Annotated in this window: 13 protein-coding genes; 9 read left to right on the top strand and 4 right to left on the bottom strand. The window is 36.9% G+C overall.

Translation table 11 applies throughout. The annotated features are described in order from the left end of the window. Positions 1–132 precede the first annotated feature (132 nt). The 8 genes from AC4G3O_RS04275 (at position 133) to AC4G3O_RS04240 (ending at position 6,656) form a co-directional block, all read left to right on the top strand. Complete coding sequence (locus AC4G3O_RS04275; RefSeq protein ID WP_066104763.1) at positions 133–1,050, top strand: hypothetical protein; 918 nt, start codon at positions 133–135, stop codon at positions 1,048–1,050. Positions 1,051–1,058: 8 nt separating this feature from the next. Next, the gene (locus tag AC4G3O_RS04270; protein WP_175354270.1) at positions 1,059–1,214 is read left to right on the top strand and encodes a hypothetical protein; all 156 of its coding nucleotides are present in this window, start codon (positions 1,059–1,061) and stop codon (positions 1,212–1,214) included. A gap of 203 nt (positions 1,215–1,417) precedes the next feature. Further along, positions 1,418–1,492, top strand: a complete 75-nt coding sequence (locus tag AC4G3O_RS04265) for an alpha-helical endospore appendage domain-containing protein (RefSeq protein ID WP_483861449.1) — start codon at positions 1,418–1,420, stop codon at positions 1,490–1,492. 523 nt (positions 1,493–2,015) lie between these two features. Then, positions 2,016–2,126, top strand: a complete 111-nt coding sequence (locus AC4G3O_RS04260) for a DUF6440 family protein (RefSeq protein WP_257469147.1) — start codon at positions 2,016–2,018, stop codon at positions 2,124–2,126. A gap of 399 nt (positions 2,127–2,525) precedes the next feature. Then, on the top strand, positions 2,526–3,815 hold the full coding sequence (locus AC4G3O_RS04255) for an ABC transporter substrate-binding protein (protein ID WP_066104760.1): 1,290 nt from the start codon (positions 2,526–2,528) through the stop codon (positions 3,813–3,815). A 116-nt stretch (positions 3,816–3,931) separates the two neighbouring features. Continuing rightward, entirely contained in the window at positions 3,932–4,792 is an 861-nt protein-coding gene (locus tag AC4G3O_RS04250) for a carbohydrate ABC transporter permease (RefSeq protein WP_139892442.1), read from the top strand. After that, a complete protein-coding gene (locus AC4G3O_RS04245; RefSeq protein ID WP_139892441.1) occupies positions 4,792–5,607 on the top strand; it encodes a carbohydrate ABC transporter permease in 816 nt (271 codons plus the stop codon). The genes AC4G3O_RS04250 and AC4G3O_RS04245 overlap by 1 nt, the downstream gene beginning before the upstream one ends. A gap of 26 nt (positions 5,608–5,633) precedes the next feature. Further along, a complete protein-coding gene (locus tag AC4G3O_RS04240) occupies positions 5,634–6,656 on the top strand; it encodes a LacI family DNA-binding transcriptional regulator (protein ID WP_140462052.1) in 1,023 nt (340 codons plus the stop codon). Between the two features lie 392 nt (positions 6,657–7,048). Here the strand turns inward: AC4G3O_RS04240 and AC4G3O_RS04235 are convergent, their stop codons facing one another. Both AC4G3O_RS04235 and AC4G3O_RS04230 read right to left on the bottom strand, forming a co-directional pair. Beyond that, positions 7,049–8,242 carry an MFS transporter gene (locus AC4G3O_RS04235; protein WP_066104746.1) on the bottom strand — a complete coding sequence of 398 codons (1,194 nt, stop codon included), beginning with the start codon at positions 8,240–8,242 and terminating at the stop codon, positions 7,049–7,051. A gap of 14 nt (positions 8,243–8,256) precedes the next feature. Further along, positions 8,257–8,685 (bottom strand): MarR family winged helix-turn-helix transcriptional regulator, encoded by a 429-nt coding sequence (locus AC4G3O_RS04230; RefSeq protein ID WP_175354269.1) that lies wholly within the window; start codon positions 8,683–8,685, stop codon positions 8,257–8,259. A gap of 362 nt (positions 8,686–9,047) precedes the next feature. On the opposite strand from AC4G3O_RS04230, the gene AC4G3O_RS04225 reads away from it, so the two are divergent. Continuing rightward, a complete protein-coding gene (locus AC4G3O_RS04225) occupies positions 9,048–10,022 on the top strand; it encodes a cation diffusion facilitator family transporter (protein WP_066104742.1) in 975 nt (324 codons plus the stop codon). A gap of 46 nt (positions 10,023–10,068) precedes the next feature. Here AC4G3O_RS04225 and cydC read toward each other — a convergent pair whose 3' ends face one another. Further along, complete coding sequence (gene cydC, locus AC4G3O_RS04220; RefSeq protein ID WP_491135881.1) at positions 10,069–11,850, bottom strand: thiol reductant ABC exporter subunit CydC; 1,782 nt, start codon at positions 11,848–11,850, stop codon at positions 10,069–10,071. Then, positions 11,843–13,582: a thiol reductant ABC exporter subunit CydD gene (gene cydD / locus AC4G3O_RS04215; RefSeq protein WP_218975791.1), complete on the bottom strand. Its 1,740-nt coding sequence runs from the start codon at positions 13,580–13,582 to the stop codon at positions 11,843–11,845. Before cydD ends, cydC begins: the two co-directional genes overlap by 8 nt. Position 13,583: the final 1 nt, after the last annotated feature.

The raw sequence follows: 13,583 nt of genomic DNA, 5'->3' as shown, positions 1-13,583 counted from the left end.
ATCCAGCCAACTGAGTCTGAAAGCCGACTGATATATCAGATACAACGAAACAATTACACTATTTAATTATTCATTACTATCCCCCTTTAGGTAGTTGCCATTAGCAAAATCCTTATAAAGGAATTGATGATAATGAAAAAATGGTTTCGAATGAAAGGATGCGTAGAGTTATTTCGCTCGATAGCCAAGAAAGGAATGCTTTATTTTTATCAATTGGGGTTAGTTAGTATTGCCGGCTGGACATTGGCAAGTTTAGTGATGGCATATCAGGAAGTCTTGATGAATCCGATACAACTGCTCATGGTAACAGAATTGTCTAACCTTGATAAAGGTTGGTTCGTAGCATTGATGACCAATATAGTAACATCAGATGCAAATCGGATTATTGGAAGAGGGCTGTTGTTGCTGATTATTTGGATACTACTATTTCTATTTGTGCCTTTAGCAACGAGGAGTTTAAAGAGCTTCAGATTATTTCAGTTTGAGATAGAGCTGGAGGATGAAGATCCTTTGGAGGAACAAGTCCCTGTCGAAATTTTTCAATATGCACGGTTAAAAATCATTTCTAATATCTATGCCGAAAACAATAAAATGAGTCTCTACCGTTTCTATAATGAACAAGCCGGTTGGGCAGATTATAAAGAGGCACTGGCTTTCTATCTGGAAATAATGGCGGAGGAATACTGGGAGCAGGTTAGGATAGGAATCAATTGGGGGGTATATGAGTGGCAGGCTTTACCGGAAGAATGGAAACACCAGGCTTATATATCAGCAGATAAAGATAAGCCTTGTATAAAGAATAAACAAACGACTGTATATGGACCATCAAAAAACTCCATGATTTATACGTATCAGCATTTTGACACCGTCCTTGTAACGGTTCTTTGGAGTTATACTCATGAGTTTGATGCTATTGACCAGCAATGCATGTATATACTTCATCATGCCTTATCTGATCGTCTGGAAAACATAGAATATGCCATCTGGATTGAAAAAAAAGCAGCCTGTGGTCATTTTTATGAAACTGATTGTGAAATTATGGAGAGGTGAGTATTGGATTGACTGATTATATTATGGACAAAGCCAAATATCGTGCTGAAAAATATAGACAATCGCCAAAAATGTTGAGTATCACTAAAGAGTGTAAAGTTATTGAAATAAAGCCGAGAGCCGAATATGGTTATGCAATTGAGAAAAAGGTGTTTAAAAAGTAGTCCATTCCGCTCAATCTTTATTATTGACTGGATGGTCTATTTTTTTATTTGCCAAAAAGAGGCTAACGTATACCTGCACATTTATCCCAAAGAGAGTAACGTAAGGGAAATTTATTTATAAACAGAGAGGGGACTAGTATGTCCTTACCTAACAACCCAAACATTACCCTTGTATAATAATTGACCGGGAAGATGCCATTAAAATGTTACTGCCTTCCATAGCGATGGAAGTTATGGGTTTATCACATATATTGAATGCAAGGGGAGAGAAACTGTAGTAAAAGCTGTCCATAACATTCAGAAGACTCTATTATGATGGATGATAGCGTTAATCAAACACTTAGGACAACTGTAATATCATAAATTATGCTGCAACTGAAATTGGAAGATATCATTTTGGGCTAGGTTCCATCTACCTTGTCAGTAGTAGTATCTTTTCAACGTGCCAATGAGGTAAGCCTCCCTTTAACTGAAAGGTTCGACTATTTCTCTCCAATTAGTAGGTACGGTCTCTGTGGAAACAGGGGACAGGGGCTAACATATCGATTGTAAGATTAGTATAAATAGTAATAAAAGAACGTGCTTTTCAAAGATGTTCTTTTTCAATGGCTGTTTTCGTATGTTGCTCAATACAAAAGACTCAATTACCATTTTGTAGTAGTTATAGATAGAGATAGCTGCTTCAACAAACCGAAAAAAGGAGTGCGTTATAGTGATAAATAAACGTTTTGAGGATGTTTATACTCAAGGAAAATGGAGGTTACTAAAATAATTCGTGATAATGAGACAGGAGTCCTATATATGTTTCATTATAACGGCCTTATTTCTGGATTAACTGTTATGGTTGATAAAGATGGAAAACCTTTAGTTAATAAAGATTTTATACCTGAGTCTGGTACTTCAGTGGAATAATGCGTCGGCCACTTCCTTATGGAGGTGGCTTTTTTTACACATATATTTAACCGTTAATCTAAAATGTACTTAAAACCATTTGATTCACTCGTTCTTTGGTTGCAAAGAGTTTAATCATTTTTTGGTCTCACAATATTGACAAGTCATAGATGAAATCGTTTGCGCAAAAAGTGAATATTATTTGACTTTTCAGGATAATTTATATGATTAAATAGGTAAATGAGTAAAAAAAGGTTTGAGATATTACATTCATATGTTAAATTGGAAAAGAAAGGTTTGTGCAAACGTTTTCGTAAAGTGGAAAATTAATAGTTTTTAAGAATAAGGTCACTGGTCTTTTACATATTTATAGAAAACGTTTACTTGAACCAAACATAAAGAGAGAAGCGAGGTAAAAGAATGAAACAAAAAAAATGGTATGCGGGTGCTTTATCAGCTTCACTATTGGCAGCAGCTGTCTTAACGGGATGCTCATCTGAGAGCTCTTCCTCCGATAGCAAAGATAAGGTAACAATTGATGTATTTCAGTTTAAAGTGGAATTCAAGGATCAATTTGAAGATGTAGCCGAACAATATGAAAAAGAAAATCCAGGTGTAGAAATTAATATTACTACAGTTGGTGGCGGGGAAGATTATGGTGCTTCTTTAAAATCTAAATTTGCTTCAGGCAAGGAACCTGCTATCTATAATGTTGGCGGACCGCAGGATGTTGCAGATTGGAAAGATAAACTAGCTGATTTATCCGATACAAAAGCATCCAAAGAAGCACTAGATGGAACTCTAGATGGTGTAACTACAGATGATAAAATCCTTGGTCTTCCATATAACCAGGAAGGATACGGCTTGCTTTATAACAAAGAAGTCTTTGAAAAAGCTGGTATTAAAGCAGAAGAAATCAGAACAATGAAAGCGCTTGAAGAGGCGGTTAAAACAATCGATACCAAAAAAGACGATCTTGGTATTAAAGCAGTATTTGCTTTACCAGGAAAAGAAAAATGGATTACCGGGTTGCATGCTTCCAACGTCTTTATCTCTCCAGAATTTGAAGAAAATATTATGAATGCTTACAAATCTGACAAGGTTGATTTTAAATATGGAGATCAATATAAAACATACATTGATTTATCCAATAAATATTCTATTCAGCCAACTGTTAGCCTTGATTACTCACAGCAAGTAGAAGAAAACTTCTCACTTGGAAAGGTAGCTATGATTCAACAAGGTAACTGGGTATATGGTTCCATCGCCGGAATTGATGAAGAATTTGCTCAAGAAAAAGTTGGTATTCTACCAATTCCTGTAGAAAGTTATAAAGAAGATTCTCTACCAGTTGGTATTCCAATGTACTGGGGAGTAAACAGCAACAATGATGAGAAAGTTATTGAAGCATCTAAAGACTTCTTGGATTGGTTATATACATCTGAAGAAGGTAAAAAGACAGTTCTTGAAGATTTCAGCTTCATTCCTGCTTACAAAGGATATGATTCTAGTAAAATCGCAGACCCAATATCTAGAGAAGTATATGATTATGCGACTGAAGGAAAAACAATTGGATGGGTATTTATGGGCTATCCAACTGGTTGGGGCGAAGATAAATTGGGTGTAAACATACAAAAATATTTAAGTGATGAAATGTCTTGGGATGAGCTAGTCAAAGAATCTCAAAAATCTTGGTCTGAATCACGCTAATATCCTTTACGTATATGTGATAGAACTGCAAAACAAAGTAGTGTTGGGCTACTTTGTTTTGCTACATAGATAATGGATGAGGTCATAAATTTTGTCACAATTTTGGAGGGGTAATAATGCGTACTCGCAGTTTTTCCTACTGGTTATTCCTTACACCGGTTCTAGTATCGCTATTTCTTGTCGTACTCGTGCCACTGGCACTTGGTGTATTTTACTCATTTACGGACTGGAATGGAATTCAAACAACCGCTTTTGTTGGTTTTCAAAACTATATTGGTATATTCCAAGAAAAAGAATTCATGGACGCTTTGTGGTTCACAGTTAAGTTTTCTATCGTATCGATTATTTTAATCAATGTGATCGGTTTAGTTTTAGCCTTAATTGTAACCTCAAAAATTAAATCAAATAATATCTTACGTACAATCTTCTTTATGCCAAACTTGATTGGTGGACTGATTTTAGGGTTCATTTGGCAGTTTATTTTCACGAAAGCATTTGACGCAGTTGGTGTGGCCCTTGGCTATGAAGGTTTACAAGGCTGGTTGTCGACTACAAATACTGGATTCTGGGGATTAGTCATCCTGATGAGCTGGCAAATGGCCGGTTATATCATGATTATCTATATTTCGTATCTTGAGGGTGTTCCAGAAGAATTAACTGAAGCTGCCGAGATTGACGGGGCGAGCTATTTCCAAAAACTACGCGCAATCATATTCCCGCTCGTAGCACCGGCATTTACCGTTAGTATGTTCTTGACGCTGTCCAATACGTTTAAATTATATGATCAAAACTTAAGCTTAACAGCTGGGGGACCTTATAACTCCACACAAATGGTCGCCATGGAAATATTCCAGACTGCATTTAAGGAAAGCGATATGGCTTATGCCTCTGCAAAAGCAGTTATCTTTTTCTTGATTGTCGCATCTATCAGCTTGACACAAGTATATATCAACAAGAAAAGGGAGGTTGAATTGTAATGCGCAGAAAGCATAACTGGCCCTTAGAAATAACTGGGATTGTATTAGCCTTAATTTGGCTCTCCCCTTTCTATATCATGATTGTTAATTCGCTTAAAACAAAAAAAGAAATGTTTACGAATGTCTTAAGCCTTCCGGAAGCATTTAATTTTGACAACTATGTGGAGGCGTACGAACAACTGGATTTCTTGAAAACACTATTTAATTCCGTGTTAATTACAGTTGTAAGTGTAGGTCTGATTATTATCTTTTCTTCAATGGCTGCATATGCTCTCTCACGGAATAAAAGTAAGATGAGTACGTTTTTATTCTTTATTTTCGTGGCAGCTATGCTGATTCCTTTCCAATCCGTCATGATTCCATTAATTACGGTATTTGGGAAATTTGAAATGCTGAATCGTGCTGGCTTAATCTTTATGTATATTGGCTTTGGTTGCAGCTTGTCGATTTTCTTGTATCATGGAACATTAAAAAGTATATCCCAATCGCTTGATGAAGCGGCTACTATAGATGGAGCTAACAAATGGCAAATCTTCTGGCATATTATCTTCCCAATGCTAAAACCAATTTCTATTACAGTCGGTATTTTAAATACGATCTGGATTTGGAATGACTATCTATTGCCGTCCCTTGTCATCAACCAGGAAGGAATGCAGACTCTTCCATTGAAAATGTTCTTCTTCTTTGGGGAATATACAAAACAATGGCATCTTGCTCTAGCCGGGTTAACTTTAGCCATTATTCCTGTCATCATTGGATATTTCTTTGCACAAAAACAAATTATTAAAGGGGTAGCTGAAGGTGCAGTGAAATAGGATTTACGAATTGAGGGGTGGCTCTGATGGATGTAACAATTAAAGATGTTGCTCGAGAAGCGAATGTAGCACCGTCAACTGTGTCAAGAGTCCTGAAAGATAGCCCGCATATCAGTCTTCAAACAAAACGGAGAGTCCGGGAAATCATGAATCTGATGGGGTATACCCCTAATTTTCAGGCTCAAAGCTTAGCTGGGAAAAGTACACAGGCTATAGGAGTAATTATGCCTGACACTGCCTATCAAGCATTTAAAAATCCTTTCTTCTCAGTCGTTCTACGTGGCATTAGCCGAAGTGCGAATGAACAAAAATATGGTTTGTATTTATCAACCAGTTTTACTCAAGAAGGTATCTATGAAGAAGTTGTTTCCATGGTTCAAGGAAAAAGGGTCGACGGGTTAATACTCTTGTATTCACGTAAAAATGATGAAGTGATTGAGTTTTTAAAGCAAGTTAATTTCCCATTCATCGTAATTGGAAGACCCTTGATGCATGAAAAAAGTATTACCTATGTGGATAATGATAATGTGACAGTTGCTAAAGATGTTACAAAGTATTTGATAGAGATGGGACACAAGAATATTGCATTTATTGGAGGAAATGAAAACTTTGCTGTTACGATTGATCGTTTAAAAGGATACAGGGAGGCGCTGGAAGAGAGTGGACTACCATTTTGCAGGGATTATCTGATTGACGAACATCAATTTAATGATAAAGGTTTTGAATCACTAAAGAATCTAATTAACTACAATCCCATGCCAACAGCTATCATTGCCCAAGATGATTTGACCGGATATGAAATATTAAGTTATTTGGAAAAACTCAATATCCATGTACCAAGAGACCTTTCCATTATCGGCTTTAATAACCAAATTCTTTCTCAGCATTCGAGACCGCCACTGACATCAATAGAAATACATATATCTCGCCTTGGTATTGAAGCAACAAAAAGTTTAATTGAAAAGATAAAGGATCCAAACACATTTCCAAAGAGAGTGACGGTTGCAACACAATTTATTGAACGGGAATCTTGCAGAAACATAAAGTGAATTTTAAAGCTGTCCAATCATTCAACCGAGTAACTGATTGGACAGCTTTTGTTATGGAGATAAAGAAATACAATACGTTTAGGCGCTTATCCTATTTTAATAGTTAGGGAGATGTATGCTATATAACTAAAAAATATGGAAAGGGGAAATCGCCTCAATTAAGTGCTGTTTTCGCTCAATTATTATGGAAAATCGCTCAATTATATTCAAAGAAAGCTATAGAATAAGATTATTTCTTATCTGTTTGGCTAATAAATGGCTGTTTTGAGCTTTTTTTATTGAAATAAGCATGTAAAAGACTTGATTGAATACAGATGAATGGTTAATAACATCATTTATAGAAAAAATCGATTCAAGCAAGCTATGAATAAGCTGAATCGATACTTTTTCAATTAATATTGAGTAACTCTTGAAGCTTGAGTAGCTTTTTTACCATGAGCTACATAATAAAGGCCTATAGCTATAAACGAGATAACAGCCATTGTTAAATAAAGCCCACTATAACCGGAAACCGGAATATAAAATCCTTGAACAAATGGTCCGATCCCGATCCCAATGTCATACATGACAAAGAATGTGGAGGTGGCGAGCCCAATCCGGTGGGGAGACGTCATTTTGATTGCTACAGTTTGTGCACTGGATTGAAAAGTGCCAAGCCCTACACCGATTATAGCGCCTGCTAAAAGCAATGTAATACTGTGGCTTGTCTGACTTAAAACGATCAACCCGATTGTGTATAAAATTAGAGAGGGGTAGATTACTGTATTTTCACCGTATATATCAAACCATTTTCCCGTAAATGGACGCGTCAGTATTAGACAAATAGAATACATGACAAAGAAGAAGCCTGCTGTCGATACTAAATTAAGCTCCTGAGAATAGGAAGTTAAATAAGATAATATACTGGAATATGTAAATCCAATGACCCCAGCTGTAATAGCAATAGGCAGTGCGGCCAGCTCAAAGTAGTCACTTATTTTATGACCTTTCATCGACTTGACTTGCTCAGCTGTAAATTGCATCTTTGGAACATTCAAGAAGAGCGTGAAGATGAAACTTAACGAAGCAAAGACAACGGCAACCGAAAAGACAATTGTATAAGAAAAGGAATTGCTGATCATTAAGCCTAGAAATGGTCCAATAGCCATTGCCAGGTTTGTACTCATCGCGAAATATCCCATACCTTCCCCTCTTCTGGATAAAGGTAATATTTCAGCCACAAGTGTTCCTGTAGCGGTTGATGCGAAACCAAATGAAATACCGTGGATTAATCGAACGATTAGTAAGAGTGCAAGGCTCGACGCCATAAAATAGAGAATAGTTGCTGCTAAAAATAAGGCTAGACTGATCGTAAGCATTTTTTTTGCACCGACCAGGGCAATTCTTTTGCCAGCAATAGGCCTAACTAGCACAGCTCCGATAACAAATATACTTGAAGCGAGTCCGGCTATACTTTGGCTCGTATGAAAAGTAGTAATTGTATAAAGTGTTAAAGTAACCATTAAGCTGTAAAATGTTAAAAAGATAAATAAATTAGCTGAAGAGATTAATAGGAAGTTTTTTGTCCAAAGTCTTGGTTTCTCCATTTGTAGTCACGTCCTTATTCATGCTGTAATTGATGCTGCATTTTGCCAAATATCTTCATCATAATTTTTATTTCATCCTCTGATACACTTGACATTACTTTTTCTTCAAATTCACTGACATGGTGTATGCAGGTGATATAAATTTCTCTTCCTGCCTCTGTTAATTGAATTCTTTTTTCCCGTTTATTATCGCTTGGAATCTGCTCGATAATATCCCGCTCTTGCAGTCTGGTAACGGTTCTTGTAATAGTGGGTTTTTCCACATTCAAATAATTACTAATATCCACGAGGGTGGAAGGTCCATAGTGCTTTAAATAATAAATAATAGCCCATTGTGAGTGGAATAAATCATGCTTGGCTAATTGATCATTCAATCGTTTTGTAAATAATCGAGCTGTCTGCAAATATTGATGAAAAAAATACTGGTGCCCGGAAATAGACAATTGTACCACCACCTCGAATATAGTTACCTAGGTAACTATACGCCGGTGTTGATCATAAATCCAGTAAAAAGCACCAATAAATTCATTTGGATTATTGTTTCTTCAAAATTAGTGTAAATACACTAGAGATGGGGAATAAAATGATGAGATAATTGAGATTAACAGATAAGGGATTAGGAGGTGAAGAAGAAAATTCAAACATAGGAATTAAATGAAGTGTGATCCAAAATGTTTTATATTTTTTTAAAATCCTCGTCTTAATGGAATAGCTTACTAGTTTTCATTACAGAGGCTAGCCTAATCTTTACATATCTAGTTTTTCTATCTGCATGTATCTATTTTGAATTGAAGGAGTAGGGTCTATGGGTGAATTATTTCAGTTACTAAAAAAAGGAAATACAAGCGCAATTACAGCAGCAATCGTCAACTTAGTGATATCTATTATTAAAGGTGCAGCTTATATGTTTACTGGTAATGTGGCATTATTCGCGGAGACACTTCATAGTTTGGGAGATTCAGCTAACCAATTCTTTGTGTTTATTGGGTCAGCGTTAAGTAAAAAAGCACCGACCGAACGTTTTCCCAATGGATTTGGCCGCTTGGTAAATTTGGTTCTTTTGGGAGCGGTATTAATAGTAGGAATCATGTCTTATGAAACGATAAAAGAAGGATATATGCATATTTTACACCCTAGTGAATCTAGTTATTTTTGGGTGAGTATCGGTGTTTTAGCCATCAGTGTAATTCTCGAAGTTTTTGTTTTAGTTAAAGCAATGAAGGAAATTATGCATGAAGTCGGAGTGGAAGCGAAAGGCTTGTCTTTCTTATATAAAAGCTTCACCTATTTTGGTAAAGCGAAGCCTGCAACTAGGCTAGTGTTTTTGGAAGACCTAGTTGCTACTTCAGGTGGGGTTTTAGCGATCATCGCGATTGTCATATCACATTTAACAAACCTACACGCAGCTGAAGGAATTGCCTCCATTCTTATCGGCATGATGATGTTATTTGTAGTTGGTAAAGTATTCTTCGACAATGCAGCAGGTGCCCTTGGTGAAGCTGATGAACTGATGGAGCAATATATTGGCGATCTGGTTCTTCTTGATAAAGATATCAAGGATGTTCAGAAGGTAGTCGTAATTAAAGAGGGCGAGGATTTTCATGTAGAAGTCTGTGTCGAAATTGATCTGTCTTTAACGGTTGCCGATATGGACGATATTAAAGATCGTCTTAAAAAGCAAATCTTAGCGGAAAAGGGCGTTGTTGATGTCATGATCGAATTCGATGAAGACGATGGCCTGGTAAATTGGAACCAAGCTGAGAAATTGCCAGCAGAATAAAAACAAAGCGCTTGATGACGGGTATATGTCTCAAGCGCTTTTGTTTTTAATTATTTAGCTGTGGCATATCCAATTTATATAGTTTTGTATAATGGGGCATCATTTGAAGAAGTTCTTCATGAGAACCGTTCATACTGATTTCCCCGTCTTGAAGAAACAGAACTCTATCCATTTTTTCCACACCCATTAAGTGATGGGTAATCCAGATCATTGTTTTACCATTTAACGTCTTAAATATGGTTTCAAGGAGGCTGAGTTCGGTTTGCGAATCAAGACCGACAGTTGGTTCATCTAGAATAACAATCGGATTTTTTTGTAAAAGTATTCTCGCAAGCGCAATACGCTGACGTTCTCCGCCTGAAAAACGCCCTCCCAATTCATGCATACGCGTTTGATACCCATTTGGAAGAGATTCAATATAATCATGCATCCTAACTAATTTAGCAGCTTCATATACCTCTTCATCGCAAGCATTTGGATTGCCCAGCCGTATATTATTCATAACGGTTGTATCAAATAAATGTGGTTTCTGATGGAGTACAGAAATGAAGCTTGTAATTCGAGAATCTAAAAGAGAAATATCTTTATTTCCTATACTGATTTTTCCTTGATTAGGTTTATATGCACCTAATAAAAGCTTTACGATTGTACTTTTCCCCGCTCCGCTTTTACCCAGCATCGCAATTTTTTCGCCAGGCTGAATGGTAAAGTTTAAATTATTCAATACCTTCTCGTCAATAGAAGAATAAGAAAAACTAATCTGATTAAAGGTGATAGGCAATGCAGTTTGTGCCTTCAAATCATCAAATTCGCTCGTGTTTTCATTGTTTGTTAATCCTATTAATTCTTTTTCTTCCTGTAAGCCATTCATTCGCTCCAATGAACTTTTATAACTGGAGACCTGGCTAACAGCATCGGATAATGGGGCGAAAGCATCGACTAATGGGAACACTACTAGAATAAAAGCTGCAATCCAAATAGGAGAGAATTGTCCGGCTTCTACCTGTAAGGTAATCCAGCAGGCAAGTGCCACAATAATAACCAATATGACAGCTTGAAAGAGAAAATTACGTTTTCGTTGAAATAGATTGATCTTTGCTTCAAGTACATCAACCTTTTTTTCATCTTTTTCATAACGTTCGATAAAATCGGACTGTCTGCCACTAATCATCCAATCGCCAATTCCCATAACAGCATCTGTCAGAGATTGATATAGTCCGTTTCTTGCATTTTTCATTTGTGCATGTCTTGCACGCGTCACTAATAGTGATACGAGAGGAAACAAAATAATCAGGACGAATAACAATAGAAACATTAGAAGCGCAAAAGGAATAGAAAAGAATCCTAATGCCAAGACAATTAACATATATAAACCGATGCTTATGATAGATGGAAAGATTGTCTTAATATATAAATCTTGAAGATGCTCAATATCATCAGCCATCACACCAAGCAAATCGCCGGTTTTATATCGGGATTTGAAATCTAAAGCATCTGGTTCAAGTGCTCTATATAAACGGACCCGCATACTCGATAGTATTTTTAAAACAAGGCTATGGCTGCTTAAGCGTTCAGCATAACGAAAGGCTGGCCTTGATACTCCAAACAGCCTTACCAAGACAATCGGTACATACACAAGGAGGATGTTTTCTGGTAAAGTGGCAGATTTGGATATTAAATAGCCAGATGTAAACATTAAAGCACCTGCGCTAAAGAATGTGCCAACACCAAGTACAATTACGATAGTTAAGAGCCACTTATTTTGGGATAAATAAGGACCAACCCACGAGTTATTGAGAATGGAGATAGAGTCTTTTTTCTTAGCCATGGTGCACCTCATTTCCCCCTAAGTGTTCTTTAATTAATTGATAATAATGGCCTTCTTTTTTTAATAGCTCCTCATGACTTCCGATTTCAACGATACGCCCTTGATCTAAAACAATAATTTGGTCCATGTCTGTCATCCAATGAAGTCGATGAGTCGCAAAGAATACAAGATGATCGTCAAATAAAGGAACGATATTTTGCTTTAATTCATATTCCGTCTCTATATCAAGGTGAGCAGTTGGCTCATCAAACAAGAGAATTTTTCTATTTTTATCAAGGAATGCCCGTGCTAAAGCAACTCGTTGTTCCTGACCGCCACTCAGCATACGACCGCTTTCTCCAATCTGTTCATCCAATCCATTTGGTAGGGAATCAACAACTTCTTTTAATCCTGCTCGATCAATAGCCAACTGAATTTCCTCTTCACTGGCGTTTGGAGTGTAAAATGTAATATTGTTTCGCACAGTATCATTAAATAGATAAGGATGCTGTGGAATATATAGCAATTGATCCTGCCAGCTCATTTCTTTAAAAGAGGAATAGGAATGATTGTTAATAGTAACTGTGCAGGATGTAGGGTTTAAAAATCCGCCCAGTACATCAATTAAGGTAGATTTTCCGGCACCGCTTGCGCCAATAATACCGATTTTTCCGTATCCCTTCCATGAAAATGATAGATCATTCAAAGCGGATTGATTGGATTCCATGTGTTGGACTGTCAAGTTGCTAATGGTTAAGGAATCCTGATTTGACCAAGTAGAGAATGTTGTATTTTGTTTTTGTTTTAGATCAAGCGGCCAATTAATAATCCGTTGAATAGCAGACATACTGTTTTTTCCGTCTAAAGTAGCGTGGTAATCTGTTCCGAAGTCCCGAATCGGTAAAAAGTATTCAGGAGCAAGGATTAATACCGTAAGTGCCGGTCCTAATAAAATTGCACCTTCCATAAGCCGAACACCCAGGAATAAGGCGACAATAGCGACTGAAAGGGAGGTGAAGAAATCGAGCGCGAATGTTGAAAGGAATGCAATTCGCAGTGTCCCCATCGTTGCTTTTCGGTAACGTTCACTTACGTTTTTGATATTTCGATCGTACTTTTTACTTAAGCCCAGAAGTCGTAAAGTTTCCAAGCCACGTAAGGAATCAACAAAATGGTTGGAAAGGACTTGATAGGATTCATATTGTTTATCAGCCTTACGCTTTGCTGCAATCCCAAGCATAGCCATAAAGAATAAAAGAATAGGGAGTACAATGATTACAATTCCCGCAGAAGTCAAATCAAGCGTCAGCATAAACCCTACAATTAACAGAGGAATCAGGAACATACTCATCATCTTGGGCAAGAAAAGCTTTAAATACGTTTCAACCTGGGAAACACCTTCTAAAGCCATTGTTACTAAGCTTCCTGTCCCTTCGGATTGGGTGAATCGAGGACCCAATTCAAATAATTTCTTCAATAATTCTTTTCGCATCGCTGTCCCTGATTCGGAGGCAAAGCGATCCATCCATTTATCACGAATAAAAGTCAAAAGGTGGCGTACCAAAAAAGCTAATACGAATAAAAGGAAGGGGATAAGCTGTTCAGACAGCTTTTCCCCATTAAATAAGTTTGTAATCCCTTCAGCAAGGTAGATGGCCTGAATAATAATGGCAATCCCCTGTAATAAAGAAATCACGAATAGGAATGTCATGGTGCTCTTTATTCCTTTTATAGTTAAAATCTCTTTGTTTATC

It is taken from the genome of Bacillus sp. z14 (2026) (assembly GCF_058313575.1).
The sequence above is the reverse complement of the archived record's forward strand: the minus strand, read 5'-3'. Positions and strand labels throughout refer to the sequence as shown.

Excerpts from the sequence above, each read along its gene's own strand:
- AC4G3O_RS04275 (WP_066104763.1), top strand. The coding sequence starts at position 133 with ATGAAAAAATGGTTTCGAATGAAAGGATGCGTAGAGTTATTTCGCTCG.
- AC4G3O_RS04260 (WP_257469147.1), top strand. The coding sequence starts at position 2,016 with ATGTTTCATTATAACGGCCTTATTTCTGGATTAACTGTTATGGTTGAT.
- AC4G3O_RS04255 (WP_066104760.1), top strand. The coding sequence starts at position 2,526 with ATGAAACAAAAAAAATGGTATGCGGGTGCTTTATCAGCTTCACTATTG.
- AC4G3O_RS04250 (WP_139892442.1), top strand. The coding sequence starts at position 3,932 with ATGCGTACTCGCAGTTTTTCCTACTGGTTATTCCTTACACCGGTTCTA.
- AC4G3O_RS04245 (WP_139892441.1), top strand. The coding sequence starts at position 4,792 with ATGCGCAGAAAGCATAACTGGCCCTTAGAAATAACTGGGATTGTATTA.
- AC4G3O_RS04240 (WP_140462052.1), top strand. The coding sequence starts at position 5,634 with ATGGATGTAACAATTAAAGATGTTGCTCGAGAAGCGAATGTAGCACCG.
- AC4G3O_RS04235 (WP_066104746.1), bottom strand. The coding sequence starts at position 8,242 with ATGGAGAAACCAAGACTTTGGACAAAAAACTTCCTATTAATCTCTTCA.
- AC4G3O_RS04225 (WP_066104742.1), top strand. The coding sequence starts at position 9,048 with ATGGGTGAATTATTTCAGTTACTAAAAAAAGGAAATACAAGCGCAATT.
- cydC (WP_491135881.1), bottom strand. The coding sequence starts at position 11,850 with ATGGCTAAGAAAAAAGACTCTATCTCCATTCTCAATAACTCGTGGGTT.